The sequence below is a fragment of the Bacillus sp. FJAT-26390 genome (assembly GCF_001682865.1).
Classification (GTDB): Bacteria; Bacillota; Bacilli; order Paenibacillales; family Paenibacillaceae; genus Pristimantibacillus.
The window spans coordinates 84,807-109,635 of the sequence record NZ_MAQX01000022.1 but is presented as its reverse complement, the minus strand read 5'-3'; the positions used below and the strand labels follow the sequence as shown (position 1 = coordinate 109,635).

Here is a 24,829-nt window from a genome sequence, read left to right as displayed (position 1 = left end):
GTCGTTAAATTAAACAGCGGTCCTGTCTTAACACCTCCCTATCTCCCGTAGGTAAAAGCAGTGTCGTTCAAATAGGCAGGTCTCCTGGCTCCAGTATCATCATCTTCAGCTTGCCTTCCCAATCCGCTCGGATCAGTGGCATCAACGCTTGGACTCCTCTGTTACAGTGGCGGGACCGCGCCGGCATCGCACCGGACTTCCCTTTTAAGCTCAAGCCTCTTAAGCATGAGCACCTATTTCCACTTATTCAGTTATTGATCGCTATCAGCTAGCAATACGAATAACCATACACTCGAATTAATAATCATTCCATGCAAGTAACGCATATCAAGCTCAACTACTGCATGGCACACGTAATTATACTATAATTTCGCCAATTTAGCGACAATTCGCACTATACGCATGTATTAACTGTATTATACGAAAAAAAGGCTTCCCCACTCGCAGGCTGCGCTGCGCTGGGAAAGCCCTATTAAAATCGTTCTACCTAACTAACCAACCGCCGTCTACTGCCAATATATGACCATTCATATAATCAGAGGCAGCGGAGGACAAAAATACGGCCGGGCCAATCAAATCCTCAGACGTTCCCCAGCGTCCCGCAGGGATGCGCTGCAAAATTTGGGCGCTGCGCACCGGGTCCTCACGAAGCGCTTCCGTATTGTCCGTGCTCATATATCCAGGCGCAATCGCATTCACTTGCAAGCCTTTGCCCGCCCATTCGCTAGCAAGCGCTTTGGTGAGCCCTGCTACCGCATGTTTGCTGGATGTATAACCAGGAACGTTAATCCCCCCTTGGAAGGAGAGCATCGATGCGATATTAATGATTTTGCCGGAGCCTTGCTCGATCATATGCTTGCCCGCAAGCTGGGAAAGGACAAAGACCGAATTCAAGTTAACGTCGAGCACATCCTGCCAATCCTCATAGCTATGCTCAGCAGCAGGAGTCCGGCGAATAATGCCGGCATTATTGACCAAAATATCGATGCGTCCCAGTTCATCAACCGTACGTTCGATAATGCCCGCAAGCTTGGCGCGATCCGAAATATCGGCTTGGATCGTAATCGCCTTGCGCCCCAGCGCCCGAACGGCGTCCGCTGCTTTGTCAGCAGGCGTGCTGTTCGTGACAAGCGCCACATCGGCGCCCGCCTCGGCTAGTCCAAGCGCAATCGCTGCGCCAAGCCCACGGCCTGCGCCCGTTACGATAGCTGTTTTTCCCGTTAAATCAAACAAACCCATCGGTTATGTCCTCCCTCTCGCACGCTTCCCGCTTTCTGGAAGCTCCGCCTTCATCATCTTTATATCAAGTGCCTCGTATTTCGCTGCAACCTCGGACGAAATGCCATCATCGGTAATGATATAGTCAATCTCGCTCAGCTCAGCAAAAGTAATCAAGGCGCCTTTGTCGAATTTGTTATGATCAGCCAGACAATAGACAGTCTTGGCGTTCTCCAAATACAGCTTCTTCAGCTTCGACAATTCCTCTGTAAAGATCGTAAGCCCGTATTCCAAATGAATGCCCGTGGTGGATAGGAACAGCTTATGGACATTCAACCGTTTAATCCACTCCTGCGATTCCGCGCCAATGAGCAGATTGTTGTGGCGGTAGCCGCCGGGAATAACGAGCCTAACTTGATCCTTCAAGGTCAGCTCCCGAATAATAAGCAGATCATTCGTAAGCACGGTTACGGGGATATTCGGCAGCCGCTTCGCCATCTCAAGCGTCGTGCTGCCCGCATCCAGCGCGATGATATCGTTAGGCTCGATGCAGGTGAGCGCAAGCGCCGCAATGGCCGACTTCTCCTGTTGATGCTTGCTGTTTGGAAATTGCAAGGGATAAAGGCTATCTTCACCCTCCTGCTCCACGACAGCTCCGCCATGCGTTCGTTTCAGAAGTCCCTTCTCCTCGAGCTTCTCCAAGTCCTCGCGAACCGTCTTTTCTGTAACGCCAAATTGCTCGCTTAGCTCGGAAACCTTAACCGCGCCAAGCTGCTCTAATTTTTCTATAATTTTACGATGCCGTTCAGCAGCAAGCATGGTGCACCCCCTGTAGCGAATGTTTCTATTTTAGCTCGCTTGCAGGTACCGCGTCCATGTCTGTAAAGGTATAGTTCTCGCCTGCCATCGACCAGCAGAACGTGTAGTTGCTCGTGCCAACGCCGGAGTGGATCGACCAAGGCGGCGAGATGATCGCTTGCTCGCTTGCTACAACCAGATGTCTCGTCTGCGAAGGCTCGCCCATCATGTGGAATACGCGTGCGTCAGCGTTCATATCAAAGTACAAGTACGCTTCCATGCGGCGGTCATGAACATGCGAAGGCATTGTGTTCCAGACGCTTCCTGTTTTGAGGCTTGTTACGCCAAGCATAAGCTGGCAGCTTTGGATGCCGTCTGCATGAATGTATTTGTAAAGAATACGTTCGTTGGAAGTTTCTTGCGAGCCAAGATGAGTTGGATTCGCTTCCTCCATCGTCATCTTGCGCGTAGCGATCTCGGCATGCGCGAGCGCAGAGCAGAAATAAAGCTTCGCAGGGTTCGCCTTGTCAACGCTTGAGAGCAGCACTTGGCGTTTGCCTTTGCCGACATACAGCACGTCAAGCTTGTTCAGCTCGTATACTTCTCCATCAACGGAAATCGAAGCCGGGCCGCCAATATTCAAAAATCCAATTTCGCGGCGCTCCAAGAAAAATTCGGTTTTCAGCGTAGCCGCATCCTCCAGCTCAAGTGCTTCGTTCACCGGCAGCGCCCCGCCTACAATCATCCGGTCATAATGCGAATAGGTCATCTTCAGTTGATCCTGCTCGAACAAGCTTTCGATCAAAAACTCGCTGCGCAGACGTTCCGTATCATATTGCTTCACATCAGTTGGGTTAGTTGTATGACGTACTTCCATTGGATAAAAGCCTCCTAAACGTTTTTATAGCGCTAAGTCAGCTTCGCTGGACTTACGCTTATGTTTGTTATTGTTCATTTTTATATTAACACACATTTACGAACATAAAAAGAACATTTTACTCGATAAAAAAACGACCTCCGTCCGCACAAGCTGCGAAGAGGCCGTTGTTTCATTTGCAGATATTAATGGACGAGTACGTTAAATGGCGTTTCGATATGCTTCGCATACTTTTTCGCTTCTTGCGAGAGATATTCATCCGTGCCCCTATTCGCATTATAGGTAACGAATGCAGGCAGATAGACGCCGTTGCATTTGGCAATCGTGCTCTGTATCGGTCTTAATAGCTCGCTGATCGTGTGCCAGTTGGCGCCGCCCGAACGGTATTCATTCTCTGTGCCTCCGGTTGTCGTGGCAACGATAAACTCTTTGCCCAACAAACACTCGCCGTCAGCTCCAAATGCCCAGCCGTACGTTAATACATCATCAAACCATTTTTTCAAAAGCGGCGGGCAGCTATACCAAAATAAAGGAAACTGAAATACAATCCGGTCATATTGAAGCAAGAGTTGCTGTTCTTTCTCTATATCGATATTCCAGTCGCGGTACTCATTATACAGGTCTCGGACATGAATGTTGGAATTTTTTTGCAGCTCAAGCAACCATGCTTGATTGGCACGTGATGTATTTAATTGGGGATGCGCAGCAATAACCATTGTTTTCATGAGGATCATCCATTCTCGTTTTATTCGTAATATCGCGATTTACAATCCCCATTATTAATTGAAATCTTATTTTTGAAAAGTACGCTTTTTAATCATACTAAGTTCTCTAGCACGTACCATGGATGTTAATTGAAGTGTTTGAGCAGTACCAAAAACCGTACTAAGTACACTAAAACAGCGTACTGTTTTATTTCCGGATACTTTGATAAAGTAATCGTTAGACATATAAGCATAAGTTATGGGAGGGATGGAATGATGCGCGAGGAAATGAACGAATCTAGCACGACACAAGGCATTTTGGCTACGTTACAGGTGATCTGGGGAAAATGGAAGCCCCTCATTTTGTTTATTTTGCTGCATGAAGGCACCAAAAGGTTTGGCGAGCTCAGGCGCCAACTGCCGAGAATCACGCAAGGGATGCTCACCAGTCAGCTTCGCGAGATGGAACGGGATGGGCTCATCATTCGCCGCGTCTATCATGAGATTCCTCCCAAGGTCGAATACTACTTATCCGATCATGGCAGCACGTTAAGCTCGGTCCTTGCCGATATGTGCGGATGGGGGTTTAAGCACATCGAATTTATGAAGGAAGCATCCGCCGATGCGAACGACAATGAGCCTCGCAGCGATATGAACGGTTAATCGTTCAGTAGTTTTTATAACGGTAGCAGGCAATCCCATCATAAAGGTATGGAATAGACATGCTTATTGTTTGCTTCATATAACGCTCTACAGGCTTTATCTCACTTACTTTAAACGTAGTCATCATAAAATGGTCCAGCATAAAAAGTTCGATCACATGAAACAACGACTCCAGCTCCTCGGACGAGGCTTCTTGCTCATTAATTAATTCAAACCCATATTGCTCAATTACTCCGAATGGGGGAATCTTATCCCAAAAATCGAAATTTTCATCGTCAGAATCATCAATGACACTAGCATGCATTGCGCTGAGCATCGGTGATTTTTCCTGTTTCAGATCCCGTATCTTAAACTGAAGATTAACACCTGTAGAACTATGAAAGACGATTATAGCGTGATTAAGATTAGAGCCAGGCGAAACCGTGATGCCGAGCTTTTCAAGCCAAGCTCTGATCTCGGCGCTCTCATTGCTACAAAAACGGAATTCAAAGCGATCTTTTTGTAAAAACTGGCTGACTCTCATTGTTGGCTCGCTGCCTCCTTAAGTAAGCACCTTATTCACCCGCGCTGTTCGTCGTAGCATTAGCCTGATAAGGAAGCGATTCATCATTCGTCTCCTGGTGCAGGACACTCCCATCGGCTGAATAACCGATTATATCAAACTTCATGCCTTGCTTCTTATCAGCAAAAACATAGCACAACCTAAAATTCCGTTCCACTTCAATCAGCTCAGCTTGTTTCTCGAGTCCCGTCACCTTATCCTTGGCCGTCAATCTCGTAATCTCCGGATGAATCATTACGCCATAGAACATTGGGAATGGGGTTTTTCCGAAGGATGCTCATGAATCATATAAGAGACGAAACCAAGTCCACGCTGTTTCTCTATGGCAGCTACAGCGGTAGGGCTGTAATCGTTGCTGCTGCACGCCGTCTTCAAATAGAGTCCCAGTATAATGACTGCCACAAACAGCAGCGTTGGATACAATTTCCTTCGCATACCGTCATTCCCCTCACTAAGATGGTATTTGCAGATGCGGTACAGTGGGCCAGCTGTACTCAGCCGTTTCCTCCTGATGTTTATTCCGCTTTGCCTTTTTTCATTTCTTGTTGAGCGGCTCTCCGTAAACGATATGAAAATGAAGATGCTTCGAATCCTGGTATTTTCCAAGATTAGTTATGACTCTGCAAGCGCCATGCTCGGAGACGACTTGCGACGCTACCTTTTTGACCATATCCATCATTTCTAGAAGCAGGTTGTTATCTTGATCCTCTAAAGTAACCAACGAGGGAATATGTTTTTTGGGTATCGTTACAATGTGAACGGGATAAAATGGGCGGGTATGGTGATAGGCAAGCACATGCTCTGTCTCCATTACCTTCTGCACAGCAGTTCGGCCGCTTAACACCTCTTCGCAATAAAAATCTTCAGACATATACGCTCCCCCACTTCATTAAATAATCTCTTTTTGCAATTGTTTCACTTGCTGCTGCTCGTTCGTAGGCAAACTTTTGCGAAAACGGTAAATCGCCGCCATGCCCGTTGTGGCGATGCCAACACCGAGAAACACGCTTCCTGCACTACGCCATGCCGGCGAACCCTACTACGATAATGAGCAAACTGTCAGCTCCACCTCTAACTTTGCTTCCCGTGCACTAATATAAACTTAAGCAGCAGCGGCGGGATTCTATCGTCAAGGCTATTGCTATATTTATGGAAATCTTACCAATCACATTTTCTTTTGTAAAGGTGCGCCAGACGCTAAAATACAATCAAACCTTCCAATGAAACCAGCGGCCATGGCCATCTGCCTCCGCTATCGTTTCCATATACTCTTTGCTACCCAAGTAGTAATCAAGGTGAAGATTTAAATCATACATATTATTATAGAGGTGAAACACGTCTCTTTCTTTGCCCAGCTTTTGTACCGCCATAGTTAACGCCGCTTTGTCTGCATTAGACATTTGGTTCGCTACATGCGTGTGAAAAACACATAATGCAGATCCCTCGGGGACCATTGCAGCTGTCTCAGCAAGCAGCTTTACGCCATTTCCCTCTATAAGCTGGATCGCTTGTTTTTCAAAATAAAGGGCCGCTTTCTCAAAATTCGTAATTCGTTCCTTATGCTCCGGCCATATCAATGAACGGAGCCATAGATAGTCCTCAGCATCCTCAAGATCATTTACATGCAGATCGATTCCGATTCTTGCCGTTACCGGCGGGCTATCCTTGAGAAGATACGGCAAATTGCCTCCTCTTATTTCCGAGCGGAGCACCAGCTCCGATGCTGCATCTCCGTATCTTTCATGATCGTTATACGCATAACCATACTTATCCCAAAAAAGCTGCAAGCCCGCGCTCGTTCCCAGTTCAATTAATGCTAACGGCTTCCTTGCCTTTTCAAAGATATAACAAAAAGCAGGGTACATATATGCACATCGCCTAACCTCATTCGTCTGGACAAGCTTGCTTTGAAGGAGCGGAATGATTTCGTGTTCATGCTCTAAGCAAAAACGCCTAAAATAAGGGAAGGCTGTCTCCGGTTCACGCGGATCGTTTACGATGCTGGCATAATACGCTTTCAACTCATCGTCATAACCTTTCAATAACAAGTAATGGACCGCTCCGAAAAAAAGATTCGGCTCAGGCTGCCCCGCTCTGCAATGAGCAGCCATTTGAAGCAGCTTATCGTCTTCGGCGATTTCTAACGAAAGACGTTCATATAAACGGCTTGAACCTGTACAATCCACTGCGAACCTCTTGAAACGATCGGATATTCCGGTTGTCATCAATGCCATCCCTCCATTTTCTACTTAACGGCATTGTAACACCTCTCTCGATAAGAAATATTTCAAGTTTTTTATGGTCTGCATAGAAAATGTTTATCAAGGTATTGGCGTGAGCTTGTCCTTATCTATGCTCTCCTCAGCCACGCAAAAAAGAGGAGATCGACATCTCCTCTCGTTGGCTAACCTGCTATTGCATTCCTGCCGGAATAAGTCTATTCATTATACTTATTTCCCGCTTTTGCCCAATTATTCGGAGATTAAAGATAAAAACTAGCTCAATGCCTCTCTGCTTGACTTGCTGGTGACGAAGCTAAACAGACAACTGCTGGCTAACTAACGTCATCAACTGCTCACGGGTATCGCTTAAACGCCCCTTCGCGTTCGTCGTATCAGCCGGCTCAACCCATGCAAAACCATCCGACTCATAACGCGGAAAAATGTGCATGTGATAATGGTTCAGCTCATTAAATATACCGCCATTTTGAATAACCGTAATGCCATCCGGCTGGAACCGTCTCTTCAGCACCTTCGCCAGCATGGCGGATGTCTTCATAATTTCAAATGCGGCTGCTTCGTCCAAATCATCGACATCAACGTAATGCTGCTTGGGAAGGATGAGAATATGCCCTTCATTTAGAGGCGCATGGTCAAGGAAACAAGTGACCAGCTCATTCTCATAAACGATATGCGTTTCCATTTTATTATTTGCAAGTTTACAACCTAAGCACTGACGGTCTTCCACTTCCAGCTCCCCCTTTTGCATGCTAACTATTTGCCCAAAAACCCACCTTCGGATTTTATCACTTGTCCTGTAATCCACTGGGACTCATCGCTCGCTAAGAAGCTGATCGCCCTAGCTGCATCCTCCGGCAATCCGATCCGTCCCATAGGGAACATCGGCAGGAAACCTGCTTTCATCTCTTCATTCATCCAGCCTGAATCGGTGGGGCCAGGATCAAATCCATTAACGGTAATTTGGAGCGGCGCCAATCCTACCGAGAGCGGCTCGATCAAACCGATCAAAGCACCCTTCGTTGCAATATACGCCAGATTATCCGGGTCAGGTCCTTTGGACACCATAAATATAATTCTTCCGGGCGTCCCTTTGGCATGATTTTTCTCGAAGCTTTTTGCAAATGCTGTGCTTAGCAAAATCGGCCCGCGATTGTTCACGACATAGTGCTGATCGAGCAATTGAAAGTCTAAACTCCGAAAATGGGTTGGTACGCAGTAGGTGGCATTGTTGATCAAAATCGAAGCGCTGCCTAGCGACTTTTCAACTTGCTCCATAATAAGAGCCGGTGTCTCAGGATTAGCAAAATCCGCCTCCATGTGGCTTGCCCTAACGCCCAAGCTTTCCAATTCATGGCGCAGCTTCTCCGGCCAATCCTTCTCACTGCCGTTGCCTTCCGTCTCATCAAAGGGCTGCCAATGCGTAAAAAAGATATCTGCCCCTAACCGTGCCAGCGAGCGGCAAATCGCCGTTCCAATCCCCGTTGACCTGCTGGCGCCGGTAACGATTGCTATTTTATTTTTTAATGAGATCATTTGCTGTTCCCTCCAGTTGTTTCCACGATGTTCTGCTCCATATACTTTCTACGCCTCTCCGTCCTTGACCTGCTGAACATTAACCCCAGTGAGTGGACGCGGAGAACATTAAATCTACGCAGAGCATTTAGTTATCATTTACAACATCAATCCGGCATGCTATAATTTACGTAGTTACGTAATTACGTTTTTTAAAAACAACAGTGAGGTGATTTGCTTGACTACAGCAAGGGATTACGGTTCAGAGCTGGATTTATTGACCAAAGATATGAATGAGCTTAAGCAGCTGGTAAGCCAATTAATCAGCGCCCGCTCCCCGCAAAAGCTTTTGAAGACGGATGATCTAAATGAACAAAGCGCTAATGCAGCCGTTGAAAATGAATTAGGAGCCATCTTTTATTCTGGCCAATATCATGGTGGAAATGGTTTTCGATGGGCACCTAGACAGCAAGACGTCGCGCAATTGCTTGACCTGAACAGTGATAAAGTAGCTAAAATATTGGCCGCCCTCGGCAACAAACAACGTTTGGACATTTTAACAGCCGTCATGCGCCAGCCGCTTACCGGTTCTGAAATCGTGGAGCAATTGAATATGGGGACAACGGGCCAGCTCTATCACCATACCAAGGCTTTGTTAGGCGCCGACCTGTTAATGCAAGAGGAACGCGGCGGTAAGTATTCACTTCCTCCACATCGTTCGCTTCCGTTTCTATTGCTGCTCGCCGCAAGCTCTGATTTGCTTGATACAACAGATTATATGGAGCTGACAGAGGTCAGAAATGACGCCGAGTCCTATCTAGGCGCAGGCCGCGATTATGATCCTCATCATCTCTTGTGGTCAGTCGTTGAAAACACCCTTCTAGAGCATCAAGCCGGCTATTCCACCGAGGTCACCATCATTGTTCAAGACGATAAAAGCATCACTGTTGCCGATAATGGACGGGGCATTCCTACCCAAGCTTTCCCGCATTCCACGAAGACCCCGGTGCAAGCCGTACTAACTGGAATCGGCCATTTTAACGCTAGTGCATCCATCCTTGCTCCGGGCGGACTCAAAGGCATTGACATGCCTGTCGTTAATGCGCTCTCGGAGAAGCTTTCCGTGGAGGTCCGCCGCGATGGCAAGGTGTTCAGGCAGGACTTTAAGCATGGCATTCCACAATCCGAGCTCATGATCATTGGCGTGACGAAGGAAACGGGTACAACCTTGACATTCACGCCGGATCAGCATGTTTTTGGAGCCCGCTTTGACAAAACGATACTAACTAATCAAATAGCTGAGCTGCGAAAAAACTATCCGAATCTAAAAATTGAACTGCTCGATTAGTTACTTCGAACATGACAAGACAAAAAAGCAAGAGGCTCTCTTTTCCAAAAGAGAACCTCTTGCAGCTTAGAAGCACCTACAGCTTCTTCATAAAAGATAATACATGCTCTTTGAGCTGCTTTTTCTCATCGTCAGACAGCTCATATCTTTGAACATGCACTATGTTTTCGTCAGGAATCAAAATAGTTGAAGGCTCGAGCAGCTCTTTTTTCAGAGTGTTTCCGTTTTCAACCTCCGTGATTTGAGTTATGCCACCTTTAGAATGTTTGATTTCCGTTTTCATATAGTTTCCATCTTTATCGTAAAAGTCCTCAATCGATTTAATTTCAGATTTGATAAAATTTTTGCCTTCTACAATAATTGAAATAGAATTCGATTTCAGGTAGCCTGTTCGTTCATATATGCCTTCTTCATTTTCCTCCGAGGTTTCCATCGCAAAAGCTTCTATATGCTCGACTTTCACACCGTCCCCGCAAGCACTTAACAAAACAAAAACAGCGGTGATCAGACTCCATTTCATCGCAATCGCTATAGACTCGAATCCTCTGTTTAACTTCACAACCCCACTCCTTACCTTAAAGTAATGCTGAGTACAGTCCCCACTAACTTTCACGGCATCAGCAAGCTAAAAGTCGGATTCTCCGATTCTCCCCCGCTGCAGCCAGCTAGCCTGTATTCCGTTCCTTCCGCTGTTTTGCTCGTTTCAATTGCGCTGCAGAAAGAGACCGGCTTAATCGGGCTTCCAAATGCATCATGCGTATTATCAAATGTATATTCAATCTTTTCTCCATCGAACAATAAATCCTGAAAAATAGGATCGCCTTCAATCGTATAGGAGGTGACATGAACAGCATCCATTGTGCCGTCTTTCACGTGGTTTACGAATTGTTTCCACTTGCTTGCGTTGCTCCATTTACCATGCAGATTCACGACATCTCCATTTTTCTCTGCCAGATCCGAACTGTAGCGCTGCTCCATAATCAGCTTCTTCAGCTTTTCTGTCGACGAAGCCGTCAGTCTATAACCGGTGCCGGTATCGCTTACCTCCGTGTACATGCCGATCTCCGACTTTGGGTGCAGCCATAGATGCACGCTGCGCTGCGAGCGGCCAGAAGCGATGACAATATCGTAATCCGGCTTTGAGATATCAAGGATACCTTCTATTTTTCCAGCCGTCTTTATCGCCTCTTCAAATACCTTTATATCCGCTGATTGTTTAAAAACACCATATACCGCAGCATTCACTTTTCCAAACTGCAACGATCTGCTTACCGTAACCTGCTCGGCAGCAACCCTTTCACCGGCATTCGGTGTCGTCGCTAATTCATTATTGCTTCCGGTTGAAGCAGCTGGCTGCTCTGATTTTGGCGTACAGCCCACAGCTGCCGTCAAGCATACGGCCAATAGTAGTGCAGTCCTTATTTTTGTCATAAACATACTACGATCACCTCATGATTACAAACGTTTACAAATTTGTAAAGGTTGCATCAAACGAGCGGCAAACAGCCCTCTACCGAATCACGGTAAAGGGCTGTTAAGGTTTTAATAGATTTTGCGGCCTAGCGCATCAGGAATACCCGATTTTCGGAAAAAATACGTATTAATAATATCGCGCCACTGCTTGGCGTGTTTCGCTTGATCGGACAATCGATTCGCAATCGGAACAAACCTTGCTTCGTCGATTTTGCCCGCTAAGCCCGCCCATTCCCGCTCCAGCTTCTCCGCTTCCTCCACGCCCCAAAAATGAGTATCGTAAATATGCTGGATGACTGTTTTTCCAGAATGGAGCTTATGGGTATAGGGCACATGGTGGAAAAAGAGAAGCAGCTCGTCCGGACACGTCTCAAGGTTATCATAAAGCGAAGCATTCGGTTCCTCATACTGCGCCGTATACCCTGTTCCGCTTGCCCGTGTCCGGTCTACGCCAATGCCATCCCGGTCTGCAAAATGATAGGTTCCCCACCGTGAATACTCATAGCCATCTACATCCGGGCCATAATGATGGTTCGGCGCAACCATCCAGCCAACGCCAAGCGGCGCCGTGTAGCTTTCATAGATCGACCACGACTTCATCAGCATCCCGCTCATCGTGGACGTAACGAGCGGATCGACTCCGAACGTAGCGATTGTCCATTCGATGGAAATTTCCTCGGCTGATAGATTCGGATTCCAGACGAGCCGGCCGTAACCGTAAAGATTAGCTTGTGCGAGAATATGCCCAGTCCAGCTTTCGTCATTCCCAATATTGGATACGGCAGCAATCCCGCTTTGCTTCATGCCAAATATCGAGCCATCGACGATTCGTTTTACTTCCGTTGCCGCGCCTTCCGCATAGGTATCAAAATCCAGCGCCTGCTTCCACTGCGGCACCAAGTAGCACAAATGCTTTTGCTGGCCGGTATACTCTTGCGTAATTTGAAACTCCATCATCTGATTCGTTTTTTTCATCGCGCCGAACAACGGGGAAACGGGCTCCCGCACCTGGAAATCCATCGGCCCATTTTTAATTTGCAGCAGCACATTGCCCCGAAAACGCCCATCCAGCGGTTTAAAATGGTCATAAGCCGCACGGGCGCGATCCGTCTTCCGGTCCCGCCAATCCTGCATGCAGTCATACACGAAGCACCGCCAAATAACGATGCCGTCATAGGCCGAGAGCGAATCAGCAAGCATGTTCGCCCCATCCGCATGATCACGCCCATAAGCGAACGGGCCCGGCCGATGCTCGGAATCTGCCTTCACGACAAAACCGCCAAAGTCAGGTATAAACGAATAGATCCGCTCTGCCGTTTCCTTCCACCAGCTTTGCACGCCCGCATCAAGCGGATCTGCTGTGGACAAGCCTCCTATTTGCAAAGGCGCTGCAAAATTAACGCTTAGAAACAACCTAATGCCGTAGTCGCGAAAAATGCCCGCAATGCCCGCTACTGATGGCAGCAGCTCCTCGGTAATGAATCCCGTCTCCACCTCATGGACATTCACATTGTTAATGGAGATCGCGTTAAGTCCGACGGAAGCAAGCAGCCTGGCATAGTCTTTTATGCGCTGCAAATCGGTCGTTATCGCTCCATTCTCATAAAAAATAGAACGTCCCGCGTACCCTCGCTCAATCGAACCATCGGCATTATCCCACTGATTAATCATGCGCAGTTGGTTGCTGGGCGACTCTTCCGCATTAAGCTCCGCTACAGGCTTGCCTGCGCCTATGTGACGCAGCAGATGGAAAACGCCATACAAGATACCCGCTTCCGAAACTGCGGCAAGCGTTAAATGTCCATTATCGGCAGCTTGCTTGTATTGAAGCGCAAATCCCTCTTTCCCAAGCTTCCAATCCTCCAATTGCACTCCATCCGATATAACGATGATTTGAAGGCAGCCGCCGGCATCGGGCTTTTTCTGAATGGTTGGCGTTATGCCGAGGCAAGCTTGGATGCCCTTAAGCAGCTCCTTTATTGCCGTTTCCAAGACGCCGGATGGTTCACCGCCATATACAATCTGCTCAACTATAGCTGAATACTCCGCTTTCAACTGTTCATTCTTCAGCGGAGAATCATTCAGCCAAGCCTTATATGCATGGCTATTCACTAAACAAATTGCCTCCTTGTTAGCTGTCTTAGCTCCCTTTAGACTGCGAAGCCTGCTTGACGACGCGCCAGAACGAGCCTTTTGGCTCATGGCTCTCATTAAACAGCAGCGGCCAGTTTTTCCGCCCTCGAACAGGGAAGTCGCTCAGCCATGTATAATCATCCGCAGCCCCCCAGAAGGTGACGGCATCAATATGATTCCGGTATTCCTCCAGCAAATGAAATACGGCTTCATACCGCTGCTCCTGCAGCTCCAGCATCTCGCCCGTCGGGCTGGCTAAATCTGTCCGCAAATCATCATGCCGGAACATCGATATATCAAGCTCAGTCAATTGCAATCTTAGACCAAGTGACGCATATTTCTCGATGGCTGCCCTGATCTCATCTAAGCCGGGGCTATACAAGCTCCAGTGGGCTTGAAGTCCGATGCCATGCACCGGCACACCCTGCTCGAGCAAGCTTTTGACCATTTGATAGATCTTATCGCGCTTCAGCGGATTGGACTCATTATAATCATTGTAAAAAAGCTGTGCCTTCGGGTCTGCTTCATGAGCGAATTCGAACGCTTTGGCGATAAATTCCGGTCCCACAATAGCCAGCCACTTCGATGGGCGCAGCGGGTCTGAGCCCTCATCCGTAATAACTTCATTTACTACATCCCAAGCATAAATGTCCTCTTTGTAACGCTTCACAACCGTATCGATATGTGATTTCAAACGATCAAACAGCTTTTCACGGCTAACGGGGCTTCCATCCGCTTCTTGAAAAAGCCACTCCGTCGTCTGATTATGCCAAACCAGCGTATGCCCTCTCATTTTTTTGCCATGTTCTTTTGCAAAAGCTACGATTTTGTCTGCCGCTTCAAACGTATAGGTATCCTCTGATGGATGCACGCTCACAAATTTCATTTCATTCTCAGCGGTCAGGCTGTTAAAATGTTTCGCAATTAAATCGCCTGCCTGAACGATCGTGCGCGGATTAACCGCTGCCCCAATATCAAAGGAGCCGCTAAATGCTTCGTACAGCTTAGGAATACCGCCATCCATTCTTCTCATGAATCTTCCCCCTATTCGATTAACCCTTCACGCCGCCTACCGTCATGCCTTTTACAAAATATTTTTGCAGGAACGGATACACCATAATGATCGGCAAGGACGCCACGATGGTCATCGTTGCGCGGATCGCGAACGGCGTCACCGTATTGGCTCCCGAGTTGTTCGCATTGGCAAACGCGTCGCCAGCCGTCTTCGTCGTCAATGAGGCGTTGGAGTTTTGCAAAATTTTCTGAAGCTCATATTGCAGCGTGCTAAGCTCGATATTCGATGAATTGTAGAGAAAGACGTCAAACCACTGATTCCATTGATAAACTGCCGAGAATAGAGCAACGGTTGCCAGCACGGGAACGCACAGCGGCAGCACGATGCTGTAAAACATTTTAAAATCGCCCGCTCCGTCAATTCTCGCAGATTCCAAAATGCTCTCCGGCAGCCCTTCAATAAAAGAACGAATAATGATCAAGTTGAACACGCCGATCAAGCCCGGAAAAATGTAAACCCAAAAATTGCTCAGCAGCCCTAAGTCGCGAATCAAGAGAAAGTTAGGGATGAGGCCCCCGTTAAAATACATCGTCAAAATAAACGCGATCGTAACGAACTTGCGGAGGACATACTCCTGCCTCGTAATCGTGTATGCGACCATCGCCGAACAAAATACGGTAGCTACCGTACCGATGACGGTACGAAGAATCGAGATCAGCGTCGCATGGAAAATCGTTGATTCCTTTAATACATAAGCATAGTTGTCTAGTGTCCATATCCTTGGCAGCAAATAAATGCCGCCCTTAATCGAATCGGTCGCATTGTTAAGCGATACGGCGGCCGTGTTCAAGAAGGGATATAAGGTTACGATCATAAGCAAGGTCAGAAAAACATAGTTGCATAGATCAAAAATAAGATCGCCGCGTGACGAGCGTACCCGGCTTACATTTTTGGACATCGATTCTGTTGCCCTATTATCCACGTTGTACCCCTCCTTTTAAAACAGTCTGGACTCGCCCATTCGCTTCGCAAGATTGTTCGCTCCGAACAATAGGATAAAGCTGATGATCGTCTTAAACATCCCCGCCGCAATCGAGAGCGAGTAGTTGCCTTGCGCAATGCCGTATTTCAGAACAAATATGTCAAGGTTTTCTGAATAATCGATGTTCATGCCGTTGCCCAGCAAATACTGCGGCTCGAATCCCGATTCCAGCAAATACCCGATATTCATAATCAGCAATACGATAATGACCGGCTTGATGCCCGGCAGCGTGACGTACCACATTCGTTTAATCCGGCCTGCCCCGTCCATCTCCGCCGCCTCATATTGCGCGGGGTCAATCATGGTCATTGCAGCCAAATAGACGATTGTATTCCAGCCAACATCCTTCCACACGGAGCTAGCTCCAAAAATGCCCCAGAAATATTCCGGTATGCCAAGAAATAAAATTTCCTCGCCCTTCTCGACAAAGCCGCCCCATAGCAGCAATTGATTGATGATGCCATCCGGCGATAAAGTCGTTTGAATGATGCTGGCCGCAACGACCCAAGAAATAAAATGCGGCAAATAGCTGACCGTCTGAACGATCCGTTTAAAGGCGACCTTACGTACCTCATTCAATAGCAATGCCAGCGTAATCGCCGTCACGAAACCAAGAATCAGGTTGATTCCGCTCATCGCAAGCGTATTTCTTAAAACGCGGATAAACCGTTCATCCTGAAACAGAAACTGAAAATGATCAAACCCGACCCATTTTTGCTCGCTAAAGCTTTTGGCAGGCTTATAGTCTTGGAAGGCGATCGTCCACCCCCATAGAGGCATGTATTTAAAAATAAACAACCACGCTAGAAACGGTACGGACATGAGCACTAATACGCGTTGCTCGACCAGCTTTCTGGCAAAATACTTCAGTCCTGTCGGCTTCTTTGGCAACACCGGATTTGACGTTGACATTGTTGGTTTACTGTCCATCTTATCTCTCTCCTTCCGGACTGAATCGGGCTGTGGAGAAGGAAAGGCCGGCGCAAGCTTGCTTCATCCGGCCTTTCGCCACAACCTAGATAACGATTATTTTGCAGCTTCGATCAGCTTTTTCACTTCTTCTGTCGTCCATTTCTCGTAGGCTGCCGTATCGAGCTTGCCAAATGCGTCAGTATACTCCGTCCATACCTTTTCGAAATCCGCCGGTTTCGAGAGGACAAGCTTAGGGAAATATTTTTTCGTGAGTTCGTCTTTTTTCGTTTCCCAAATTTGCTGCTCGGAGCCTTGCTCCTTCGGAATGCCCCATGCCGGGTACCATGGACGGTCATCCGGAGCCGCGAACAATTCGGCATAGGTTTTTACGCCGTATTTATCAAGAATCGCTTTATCCTCATTCGTTAAGCTCATTTGGAATACTTCAGGCTGCAAGCCAGGAGCAACGGAGTTGCCGTCTGGAAGAGATGAGCCGTTGCCGTACAGCGGCCAGTTCCACGAATAATATTTGAAGCCGAACTTTTCGTTAAACGCTTCATCGATCTTCGCGATTTGCTCAGCCGTACGGTACATCCGGCCTTTGTCGTCCACTTCGTACGTTTCGCCCTTAATGCCCCATTTTTGAAGAATTTGGTTCTCGTCCGTCAAGAGATTATCCAAATATTGAACGATGCGGGCAGGGTCCTTCGCGCTTACGGTAATGCCCATGCCGCGGTTTTTAACGAAGCCTGGAGGATCCAGGTACTGGTCCTTCTGACCGTCAAAGGTAACAGGCAATGGGAAATACACAAAGTCATCCTGCGTTGGGTCTTGCTTGGCAGCGTCTTTAAGCGCATTTTGCGCGTTCGCGAACTGCCAGCCATAATCGAAGAAGCCGACTACTTTATGGGAAGTCAATTTCGCCAAATACTGATCGTAGTTGTCTACGAAGGAAGCTTTATCGAACAAGCCCTCGGCGTTGATTTGGTTCAATTTTTGCAGCCAACGCTTCGTATTGCCATCCGCTGCATACGTCTTCGCATCAAAAGTCGTCATATCCACGATCACGTTGCCGTCATTCGGATAACCTGCCAAATGGTTCGGCGGGTTGGAGGTTGCGAAAAATCTCCAGTCATGCGTCAAGGAAACGATACCTGTCAAATCCTCATCCTTATGCTTCTCTACGAAATTTTTAATTAGATCCATATACTCATCAAGCGTTTTGATCTTCGGATATCCCGCTTCCTTAAGCACGCGGCGCTGCACCCAGAACGCGCCTTGGTTAATGTTCGGATCGGGAATATACTCGCCAACCGTATTCGAGAAAGGCAGGAAGTAAATTTTACCGTCCGCAGCTTTCATTTGATTGAAATAAGGACCGTACACGCGTTTAATGTTCGGACCATATTGTTCTATAAGATCATCAAGCGCGATGAAAGCTCCCGCATCCAGAATTTTATCGATTGCCGCATCCGGGATCATCACATCCGGGTAAGCGTTAGAGGCAATCATCGTTCCGATCTTCGTATTCAGGTCGCCTACCAAATGCTCGATTTTAAAGTTAACACCCGTTTGGTCCTCAAGCAGCTTTCCGATCGTTGTCTCGTTAGAGTTCGTATCCTTGGCTGCCGCAACGCCGTTAAAATAACTAAACGTCACTTTTTCAACCGGCTTATCCGTTTCACCCTCCGTCGCCGTAGTTGGACTGCCAGCGCCGTTTGACGGTTTTGCTTCTCCGCCGTTGTTATTATTCGAGCATGCAGCAGTGAAAATCATGAAGGCAGCCAAACAAACAAATAATAATTTCTTTGTCACTTTTTTCTAGCCCCTTTCAAGTCTAAATATATTTTGTAAGCACTTTCATTATAGGAAAAATAAAATACTTTGTTTACCCGATAAACTATAGTTCGTGCTTTAAAAAACATATACGTTATTCGCATATGGGCTGGCTTTAGAGTTCCACGGGAACGACTACCCGAATAAAAGTGCCTTGTCCACGCGAGCTTTTGATTAACAGCTGAAAGCGGTCGCCATAGATCAGCTTCAAGCGGTATATAACGTTTTGGACGCCAATTCTTTCCCCCAGCTCTTCTTCGCTCTCCAAATAACCATAAAACTGCTTCACTTTCTCCTCGTCCATTCCAATTCCGTTATCGTTGATCGAGAAGATTAACATGTCCGCCTCGCGCTCGACGCGCACGTCAATTTTGCCGCCGTTTCTCAGCGGCTCAATGCCGTGAATGCTCGCATTTTCGACAAAGGGCAAAAACATCATTTTCGGCACCATGCAATCTTTGGCGGAAGGGGCAATGTGTATCTGATAATTCATGCGGTCCTCGAACCTGTATTTCTGAATTTCCAGGAAGCAAACGATAAATTCCACTTCCTCGCTAACCATCACGCGATCCTTGCCCCAGGTCAGCGATGTTCGGAATATTTTCGCCATATTATGAATGATCTTAGCCGTCTCCGTCTCATCCTTGATTAAGCTGCGCATCCGAATCGTTTCCAGCGCATTAAACAGAAAGTGGGGGTTGATCTGGCTTTGCAGCGCATTGAGCTGGGCTTTCCTGCGCTCGAGCTCTAATGATTTGGTCTGAATATCCGCGATATACACATCATCAATCAAGCTTTTGATTTGGATCGTCATCCGGTTGAACTCACTCGTTAATTGCCCGATTTCATCGAGTGACTCCCCTTGCTTGATCGTATCAAAATGCTGGTTTTTCACTTTCTTCATATGCCGCAAAATACGAACTAACCTCTCGTGCAAGGAGCGCGTAATCCATAATATAATGAGCGTCGGGAAGAATATATTTAGGCATGCCAAAACAATGACAAATTCCCGTGATTGGCGTACATCCCTCAGCACCTCTTCCTCGGAAATCGTCCCTACAATACGCCAGTTCTCCAAGTAGCTTACATAGGCATTGTTAGCGTCAAAAGCAATCGAATCGGCTGGAAAGTCCAGCGAGTCATAGGCAACAGCTTCTTTTCTCCAGTCCACCGCAGGGTCCGTCGTAAATTCAATAAGTCCCTTGTCATCGACCAAATAGATGTTGCCCTGCAGGTTCTGGTTTCGGAAAATCTGTTCGATCGTGCTCGTCTTCAAATCAATTTTCAGATACTTTTTCCATTTATTTTTTGATTCGTAATAGTTCATCTCGCGGATGATGCTGAACGTATCCCGGACGGCCGTTTCCTCGCTTCTCAAATATAAGTCCTCTTGCTGCGTCCGGATAAAAATCGGATAGGCGTTGTTTCTTTTTTCCAGCAGCTTGAACCAATCCGTCTGTTTCACTTCGTTCGACAAATAACCAACGCCGCCTGAATGCAGCATGGTCGGGTTTTCAACATAAATTTTGATGCTTTGGATGGAAGTATAAACGGGGGTATAGCTATTCAAAATTCTTCGAAAATAGGTATCGTAGGCTTCGATATAGGCAGCAGGCTCCTGATAATCGGTTTCTAAAATTTGATTTAAATTAAAATCGGTATAAAACACCGATGAGATCGTAACGGCATCCTCAACCTCGGAGCGGAATTCATTGTTGATCTGCTCCACTGCCCGTGCAATATCCTTCATTCGTTGATTTTTCACATTGTTAGTCGTTACGTTATAGAAAATCACGTTGGTTAATACGATTGGAAGAAACACGGAAAAAAGATACAGGATGAGCATCTTATTCCTCAGGCGAACATTGTTAAGACTAAGGTGCAGCTTCACGCGTTTATTCCCCTTTTCCAGCGCAATCGGATGATGTTGGAGTGCAAGCTTAAATGAGCTTATTGCGGTATTCGGACGGTGTCATATGCTCGATTTTCTCGAATTGGGTGACAAAATAATCAGCGTTGCTGAATCCGACCATCTCGGCAATCTCATAGATCCGCATGGTGCAGGATTGGCGCAGCAGCTTTTTTGCTTCGTTCACCCGTAGCTGAAGCAAAAACTCATTAAAATATACGCCGTACGTCTTTTTGAACAATTGCCCTAAATAGACCGGATTGACGTAAAACTGCGCCGCGATGCTCTTCAAGCTCATATTTTGCGAATAATTAACTTCTATATAGCTTTTAATTTTTTGAATGCCGCCCTTCTGCTGTTCCTTCCTAAGCTCCGCAATATGCAACTGGCTTTCTTCGATAAATGCGGTAAACAGCCGCTTCAATTCGCCTAGCGATAAATTAATGTCATGCCAGCCAAGCAGCGGTCTGAGCGTCAGCAATGCTTGCTCGTCCCCCTCCATGCTCCGAATGGTCTTCAGGACGCCCATCAAGCACTGTTGAATGTTCATCTTCACGGCCTCTGGCGCGTAACGCTTCTCGCGAAAATCGTGAAACCATCTATCGATAGTCGCTTTCACCGCTTCCAGCTGCAGCTCCTCCATTTGCTCCATAAACCGATTAAATGCAGCCGAATCAAATCCGATGTAATTCAGCTTCTCGGCTTGGATCTGCTCGGAGATGACGATTCGCTGCTCTTCATTTACATATTTATATAAAATCGCTTCTTTCGCAGCCATGTAGGATTCACGAATGTCTGACAGCTTATGGACGGGAGATCCCGCATACAGAAACACGCCTTTGCCAAAATGAGCATCCAGCGCCGCCCTGAAATGGCTCAAAAATCGCTCAAGCTCCCCATTGAAGGGCGCAAAGAGGGAGCTGGGCAGCAGAATGCCGATACGGTTGCGATGCTCATGCAGACAGATGGGCTGACCCGCAGCCGTAATTCGATTCAGCTCCTGCTCCACGACCTCCTTGAAACGTGCATCTGAAATTTGAGCCTCGGCAGGCTGCCAGCCGTGGTTGTCATTCAGCTCAGCGAACAAATAGTATAAACGTTCTGCTTGTCTCAATTGCAGACGATGCTCCCATTCTGCAATGGATGCTTCGTTTGCTTCTCCGAGAATAAGGGATTTAATCATTTCGCCGCCGAGCAGCCGGTCGCTGCGCACCTGCTCCTCTTGCTCAAGCCTCAGCCTATGGTTCAGCTGATCAAGAATCGCGCTGAATTCAACCTCATCAATCGGCTTCACGACAAAGTCATGGACGCCGTAACGCATCGCTTGCTGCGCATAGTTGAAATCGTTGTAACCGCTTATAATAATAAAATAAGGAATGGCTATATTTTCCAAGGTGACGCGCCGAATCAGCTCAAGCCCATCAATAACAGGCATACGGATATCCGTTATAACAAGATCAGGCTGTACGCGCTTGATCAGCTCAAGCGCATCCTCGCCATTGTCTGCTTCCCCTACAATATGAAAACCGCAGGCTTCCCAATCGATCAGCTTCATCAAGCCTTTGCGAGTAAATGATTCATCATCGACCAAAATTGCACTATGCAAATGCATCATTTTTCCTCCTAATTAGCGGTTTATAACACTCGGAACACGGGGTCTACAGGTAAGAAATGAACGGGAATATGGGCATAACGACTGCCGAGCCGATCGGCAAGCAGCTTCATGCCCGGCTGCTCGCTTTCCAAATGCCCGAGCACGACAAGCGCATGGCTCTTGCCGTTAAACATGGCATCTCGCACATACTCGGGCGTCTCCCACTCTGGGCCCTCGCCATAAAGGATCACGTCTACATGATGTTTGGCGAACAAAGGAATCGCGTTCTCAGCCCCTCCTCTGTAGCCGGCAAGCAGGCCGATGCGGCTGCAATTCATCGATAAATCGCCAGCTGCGCGAATATAGCCGATGCCCAGCTGTTTTTTGATATAGCCGATGACTTGTTCGAGCTTCATCGCGGGGATGGTTACGAGCGCAGCGCTCGGCAAATATTCCGTTAGATGGTTCTGCCAATCCAAAGCTTCAATAAGCCCCTCCATAATGCCATCGGGCCGATACCGATGCCAATAATCATGGAAACGATAAACAGCCAATTTATGCTCTTCGATAAACCGTTTTTTAGCCTCGTAAACAAGATCGTCCACACCCAGCGGTTCCGTTTGGTCATGGTGGCTAAAAAACGTGCCTTCATGCGTTATAATTAAATTCGCCCCAAGTCGAACCGCCTCTTCAAGCACCTGTTGCGTCGCCATAAACGTAACGGCAATGCCCTTGGCTTCCGCTTGGGAATCGCCAAACTTTAGTGTATCTACGCGACTTGCAATCGAATCAACGGATGCCGTTAAATCGTCTATTACTTGCTGTATTTTTATCATCGCATCGATCCGCCCTTAATGGTTCGTTTCTGGCATACATTAATTAAATTGTAATTTCAAAAAAAAATCTACACAATGTAAAAAGTATAGTGTCAACCCTATAAACTATAGATTTTAAAATCCAAAAAAGGCGACCGCTTCCGAATTCAGTCCGGGAAGCAATCGCCTTCTATTTAAGTTTCCTAGATACGCTCCTTCACCCAAACAGCCATCTCGCCTTTGCCTCGATTGGCCCAAGCGTAGTAAGGGATAAAGGTGATATTCGCTGGCTCAAGAGCCGCTTCGGCATTGGAGCGGTATAGCTGCGAGCCCCACTGCTCGAATTGCAGCTTAAGACCCTCCGCCTTGATTACCTGAATGCCGCCAATGAGATTTTCTGCAAAAGCAGCTTCGAGCTTCGCATCTTGCGGCAGCAGCAGCTGCCCTAGCAGCGGTCCGTTATCCGCTTCCTCTACGCAATAGACCAGCGGCCCCCGCTGCAAGGCAACCTTACCTGCGTTTTGTTTAACCAGCGGATGGCTTCTTACACGCTGAATAGGCATCTCAAGCGCAAGCTCCACAACATCGCCGGATATCCACTGCCGCTCGATACGAGCATAGCCGTCTACGATTTGATCCGCTATTGGGTACGCCTCTCCGTTTATGAGCACCGCCGCATTCTCTGACCAGTCCGGTATACGCAGCGCTAGGGCAAACGAAGCCGGCTGCTCCAGCGTCACTTCGAAGCGTGCCGAGCCTTCCCACGGCATGCTGGAATGCTGATTAAGCTTAACTGTTGTATCGCCTAACGCAAGCTCCATCTCTCCGCCGATATAGAGATGCGAATAAATCGTATTCCCTTTCGTTGAATACACATACTCGCCTAGCGATGCCAGCAGCCGAGCGATATTCGGCGGGCAGCAAGCGCAGCCGAACCATTCCTGGCGAACAGGCTTCACGTGATTAAAGTTTTTGTTTTTGCCGTCGCACACGTCTGGCGTTACCTCTAGCGGATTCACGTAGAAGAAATGCCTGCCGTCACGCGACATCCCGGCAATAACGGTATTAAACAATGCCCGCTCCATAACGTCCGCATATCGGCTGTTAGGCTCGAGCTGCAGCATTCTGTGGGCGAAGAAGATCAGACCAATCGACGCGCATGTCTCCGAATAGACCGTGTCATTGGGCAAATCATAGTCAAAGGAGAACGCCTCGCCATGCGCCACCGAGCCAATGCCGCCCGTAATATACATCTGCTTCGAGGCAATGTTGTCCCATAACCTGCGGCAAGCTTCAATTAAAGACTCGTCTCCCGTCTCGCGCGCAACATCCGCCATGCCCGCCAGCATGTAAACGACGCGTACAGCGTGGCCAACCGCCGCTTCTTGCTCGCGCACAGGAGCATGGGCTTGAAAATATTCCGGTTCGATATGGATTTTGTTATTGCTCCAATGCGTCGTTCTGCCTCTGCGGTCAGCCTCTGCCTCGAAGAAGCTTGGCTCTTGTCCGCGCTTGTCGATGAAGTAGCTGCTCATCTCCAAATATTTGCGATTGCCCGTCGTCTCATAGAGCTTCACCAGCGCAAGCTCGATCTCTTGATGGCCGTCATAGCCGGCAATTTGATTGGGTCCATCGCCGAAGACGACTGCGATATCATCCGCAATGCGGCATACGATATCCAGCAGCTTCCGCTTGCCAGTCGCTTTATAATAAGCAACACCGGCTTCAATCATATGACCGGCAGAATAAAGCTCATGGCACTCCGTTAGATTGGTCCATTTGCTGCCGGGCTCCTTGATCGTGTAGAACGTATTCAAATAACCGTCAGGCTGCTGCGCTTTGCCAATAATGTCGATCATCTCGTCAGCAACCTGCTCAAGCCGATCATCCCGCTTCGTCTCAAGCAGGTACCCTACCGCCTCCAGCCACTTTGCCACATCGGTATCCTGGAAGACGAAGCCGTAAAACTCACCTTCCGTAAGTCCGGCCGCGATCTTAAAGTTGCTAACCGCCCCGCTTCGCTCTGCTCCCTCTACGCGGTCGTTTATCGCATCCCACTGATAAGGAACAACGACGTCCCTCACTAGATTAATATAATAATTCCAGAAACCATCCTTTATTTTAACTTGCTTAAGTGAAACCGGCTTTGCGTTATCCTTGCTCGCCGTTTGCCCCATA

24 protein-coding genes and 1 riboswitch are annotated in these 24,829 nt (G+C 47.6%); of the genes, 2 read left to right on the top strand and 22 right to left on the bottom strand.

Annotated features, from left to right (window positions below):
• Positions 1–57: 57 nt before the first annotated feature.
• Positions 58–252: riboswitch (cobalamin riboswitch) on the bottom strand.
• A gap of 231 nt (positions 253–483) precedes the next feature.
• The 4 genes from kduD to A7975_RS17705 all read right to left on the bottom strand — a co-directional run bounded on the left by kduD (position 484) and on the right by A7975_RS17705 (position 3,618).
• The gene (gene kduD / locus A7975_RS17720) at positions 484–1,239 is read right to left on the bottom strand and encodes a 2-dehydro-3-deoxy-D-gluconate 5-dehydrogenase KduD (protein WP_053374584.1); all 756 of its coding nucleotides are present in this window, start codon (positions 1,237–1,239) and stop codon (positions 484–486) included.
• 3 nt (positions 1,240–1,242) lie between these two features.
• Entirely contained in the window at positions 1,243–2,037 is a 795-nt protein-coding gene (locus tag A7975_RS17715; protein WP_053374583.1) for a DeoR/GlpR family DNA-binding transcription regulator, read from the bottom strand.
• A gap of 25 nt (positions 2,038–2,062) precedes the next feature.
• Complete coding sequence (gene kduI, locus A7975_RS17710) at positions 2,063–2,893, bottom strand: 5-dehydro-4-deoxy-D-glucuronate isomerase (protein WP_065386000.1); 831 nt, start codon at positions 2,891–2,893, stop codon at positions 2,063–2,065.
• Between the two features lie 185 nt (positions 2,894–3,078).
• Entirely contained in the window at positions 3,079–3,618 is a 540-nt protein-coding gene (locus A7975_RS17705; RefSeq protein WP_065385999.1) for an NAD(P)H-dependent oxidoreductase, read from the bottom strand.
• Between the two features lie 255 nt (positions 3,619–3,873).
• Between A7975_RS17705 and A7975_RS17700 the strand changes: the two genes are divergently transcribed.
• Positions 3,874–4,260: a winged helix-turn-helix transcriptional regulator gene (locus A7975_RS17700; protein ID WP_065386387.1), complete on the top strand. Its 387-nt coding sequence runs from the start codon at positions 3,874–3,876 to the stop codon at positions 4,258–4,260.
• A 4-nt stretch (positions 4,261–4,264) separates the two neighbouring features.
• On the opposite strand, the gene A7975_RS17695 is transcribed toward A7975_RS17700, so the two are convergent.
• From A7975_RS17695 to A7975_RS17670, 7 genes are all read right to left on the bottom strand, one after another.
• A complete protein-coding gene (locus tag A7975_RS17695; RefSeq protein ID WP_065385998.1) occupies positions 4,265–4,783 on the bottom strand; it encodes a hypothetical protein in 519 nt (172 codons plus the stop codon).
• 31 nt (positions 4,784–4,814) lie between these two features.
• Positions 4,815–5,033 (bottom strand): hypothetical protein, encoded by a 219-nt coding sequence (locus A7975_RS17690; RefSeq protein ID WP_141680346.1) that lies wholly within the window; start codon positions 5,031–5,033, stop codon positions 4,815–4,817.
• A gap of 23 nt (positions 5,034–5,056) precedes the next feature.
• A complete protein-coding gene (locus A7975_RS33720; protein WP_141680345.1) occupies positions 5,057–5,257 on the bottom strand; it encodes a hypothetical protein in 201 nt (66 codons plus the stop codon).
• A gap of 100 nt (positions 5,258–5,357) precedes the next feature.
• Positions 5,358–5,693: an HIT domain-containing protein gene (locus A7975_RS17685; protein WP_065385996.1), complete on the bottom strand. Its 336-nt coding sequence runs from the start codon at positions 5,691–5,693 to the stop codon at positions 5,358–5,360.
• A gap of 337 nt (positions 5,694–6,030) precedes the next feature.
• On the bottom strand, positions 6,031–7,047 hold the full coding sequence (locus A7975_RS17680) for a DUF2332 domain-containing protein (protein ID WP_065385995.1): 1,017 nt from the start codon (positions 7,045–7,047) through the stop codon (positions 6,031–6,033).
• A 310-nt stretch (positions 7,048–7,357) separates the two neighbouring features.
• Positions 7,358–7,810: an HIT family protein gene (locus A7975_RS17675; RefSeq protein ID WP_065385994.1), complete on the bottom strand. Its 453-nt coding sequence runs from the start codon at positions 7,808–7,810 to the stop codon at positions 7,358–7,360.
• A 5-nt stretch (positions 7,811–7,815) separates the two neighbouring features.
• Positions 7,816–8,595: an SDR family oxidoreductase gene (locus tag A7975_RS17670; protein WP_065385993.1), complete on the bottom strand. Its 780-nt coding sequence runs from the start codon at positions 8,593–8,595 to the stop codon at positions 7,816–7,818.
• A gap of 208 nt (positions 8,596–8,803) precedes the next feature.
• Between A7975_RS17670 and A7975_RS17665 the strand changes: the two genes are divergently transcribed.
• Entirely contained in the window at positions 8,804–9,922 is a 1,119-nt protein-coding gene (locus tag A7975_RS17665; protein WP_255314327.1) for an ATP-binding protein, read from the top strand.
• 76 nt (positions 9,923–9,998) lie between these two features.
• Here A7975_RS17665 and A7975_RS17660 read toward each other — a convergent pair whose 3' ends face one another.
• The 11 genes from A7975_RS17660 to A7975_RS17610 form a co-directional block, all read right to left on the bottom strand.
• Positions 9,999–10,481, bottom strand: a complete 483-nt coding sequence (locus A7975_RS17660) for a hypothetical protein (protein WP_255314326.1) — start codon at positions 10,479–10,481, stop codon at positions 9,999–10,001.
• Positions 10,482–10,531: 50 nt separating this feature from the next.
• On the bottom strand, positions 10,532–11,359 hold the full coding sequence (locus tag A7975_RS17655) for a DUF4362 domain-containing protein (RefSeq protein WP_065385992.1): 828 nt from the start codon (positions 11,357–11,359) through the stop codon (positions 10,532–10,534).
• A 105-nt stretch (positions 11,360–11,464) separates the two neighbouring features.
• On the bottom strand, positions 11,465–13,507 hold the full coding sequence (locus A7975_RS17650) for an alpha-glucuronidase family glycosyl hydrolase (protein WP_065385991.1): 2,043 nt from the start codon (positions 13,505–13,507) through the stop codon (positions 11,465–11,467).
• A gap of 28 nt (positions 13,508–13,535) precedes the next feature.
• The gene (locus A7975_RS17645) at positions 13,536–14,561 is read right to left on the bottom strand and encodes an endo-1,4-beta-xylanase (RefSeq protein ID WP_065385990.1); all 1,026 of its coding nucleotides are present in this window, start codon (positions 14,559–14,561) and stop codon (positions 13,536–13,538) included.
• Positions 14,562–14,580: 19 nt separating this feature from the next.
• Positions 14,581–15,501, bottom strand: a complete 921-nt coding sequence (locus tag A7975_RS17640) for a carbohydrate ABC transporter permease (RefSeq protein ID WP_065386384.1) — start codon at positions 15,499–15,501, stop codon at positions 14,581–14,583.
• A 39-nt stretch (positions 15,502–15,540) separates the two neighbouring features.
• Complete coding sequence (locus A7975_RS17635; protein ID WP_053374574.1) at positions 15,541–16,515, bottom strand: ABC transporter permease; 975 nt, start codon at positions 16,513–16,515, stop codon at positions 15,541–15,543.
• A gap of 96 nt (positions 16,516–16,611) precedes the next feature.
• Positions 16,612–18,312 carry a type 2 periplasmic-binding domain-containing protein gene (locus A7975_RS17630; RefSeq protein WP_053374573.1) on the bottom strand — a complete coding sequence of 567 codons (1,701 nt, stop codon included), beginning with the start codon at positions 18,310–18,312 and terminating at the stop codon, positions 16,612–16,614.
• Positions 18,313–18,448: 136 nt separating this feature from the next.
• Positions 18,449–20,179: a sensor histidine kinase gene (locus A7975_RS17625; protein WP_053377654.1), complete on the bottom strand. Its 1,731-nt coding sequence runs from the start codon at positions 20,177–20,179 to the stop codon at positions 18,449–18,451.
• A gap of 94 nt (positions 20,180–20,273) precedes the next feature.
• On the bottom strand, positions 20,274–21,854 hold the full coding sequence (locus A7975_RS17620) for a response regulator (RefSeq protein ID WP_065385989.1): 1,581 nt from the start codon (positions 21,852–21,854) through the stop codon (positions 20,274–20,276).
• A 23-nt stretch (positions 21,855–21,877) separates the two neighbouring features.
• Positions 21,878–22,672 (bottom strand): Nif3-like dinuclear metal center hexameric protein, encoded by a 795-nt coding sequence (locus A7975_RS17615; RefSeq protein ID WP_065385988.1) that lies wholly within the window; start codon positions 22,670–22,672, stop codon positions 21,878–21,880.
• Positions 22,673–22,854: 182 nt separating this feature from the next.
• Complete coding sequence (locus A7975_RS17610) at positions 22,855–24,828, bottom strand: glycoside hydrolase family 127 protein (RefSeq protein WP_065385987.1); 1,974 nt, start codon at positions 24,826–24,828, stop codon at positions 22,855–22,857.
• Position 24,829: the final 1 nt, after the last annotated feature.

Bases quoted from the DNA above. Each gene is read 5' to 3' on its own strand.
- A7975_RS17640 (WP_065386384.1), bottom strand. From the start codon at position 15,501: ATGTCCAAAAATGTAAGCCGGGTACGCTCGTCACGCGGCGATCTTATT.
- A7975_RS17655 (WP_065385992.1), bottom strand. From the start codon at position 11,359: ATGTTTATGACAAAAATAAGGACTGCACTACTATTGGCCGTATGCTTG.
- A7975_RS17610 (WP_065385987.1), bottom strand. From the start codon at position 24,828: ATGGGGCAAACGGCGAGCAAGGATAACGCAAAGCCGGTTTCACTTAAG.
- A7975_RS17695 (WP_065385998.1), bottom strand. From the start codon at position 4,783: ATGAGAGTCAGCCAGTTTTTACAAAAAGATCGCTTTGAATTCCGTTTT.
- A7975_RS17680 (WP_065385995.1), bottom strand. From the start codon at position 7,047: ATGACAACCGGAATATCCGATCGTTTCAAGAGGTTCGCAGTGGATTGT.
- A7975_RS17620 (WP_065385989.1), bottom strand. From the start codon at position 21,854: ATGCATTTGCATAGTGCAATTTTGGTCGATGATGAATCATTTACTCGC.
- A7975_RS17705 (WP_065385999.1), bottom strand. From the start codon at position 3,618: ATGAAAACAATGGTTATTGCTGCGCATCCCCAATTAAATACATCACGT.
- A7975_RS17675 (WP_065385994.1), bottom strand. From the start codon at position 7,810: ATGCAAAAGGGGGAGCTGGAAGTGGAAGACCGTCAGTGCTTAGGTTGT.
- A7975_RS17615 (WP_065385988.1), bottom strand. From the start codon at position 22,672: ATGATAAAAATACAGCAAGTAATAGACGATTTAACGGCATCCGTTGAT.
- kduI (WP_065386000.1), bottom strand. From the start codon at position 2,893: ATGGAAGTACGTCATACAACTAACCCAACTGATGTGAAGCAATATGAT.
- A7975_RS17715 (WP_053374583.1), bottom strand. From the start codon at position 2,037: ATGCTTGCTGCTGAACGGCATCGTAAAATTATAGAAAAATTAGAGCAG.
- A7975_RS17625 (WP_053377654.1), bottom strand. From the start codon at position 20,179: ATGCTCATCCTGTATCTTTTTTCCGTGTTTCTTCCAATCGTATTAACC.
- A7975_RS17670 (WP_065385993.1), bottom strand. From the start codon at position 8,595: ATGATCTCATTAAAAAATAAAATAGCAATCGTTACCGGCGCCAGCAGG.
- A7975_RS17685 (WP_065385996.1), bottom strand. From the start codon at position 5,693: ATGTCTGAAGATTTTTATTGCGAAGAGGTGTTAAGCGGCCGAACTGCT.
- A7975_RS33720 (WP_141680345.1), bottom strand. From the start codon at position 5,257: ATGCGAAGGAAATTGTATCCAACGCTGCTGTTTGTGGCAGTCATTATA.
- A7975_RS17700 (WP_065386387.1), top strand. From the start codon at position 3,874: ATGCGCGAGGAAATGAACGAATCTAGCACGACACAAGGCATTTTGGCT.
- A7975_RS17645 (WP_065385990.1), bottom strand. From the start codon at position 14,561: ATGAGAAGAATGGATGGCGGTATTCCTAAGCTGTACGAAGCATTTAGC.
- kduD (WP_053374584.1), bottom strand. From the start codon at position 1,239: ATGGGTTTGTTTGATTTAACGGGAAAAACAGCTATCGTAACGGGCGCA.
- A7975_RS17635 (WP_053374574.1), bottom strand. From the start codon at position 16,515: ATGGACAGTAAACCAACAATGTCAACGTCAAATCCGGTGTTGCCAAAG.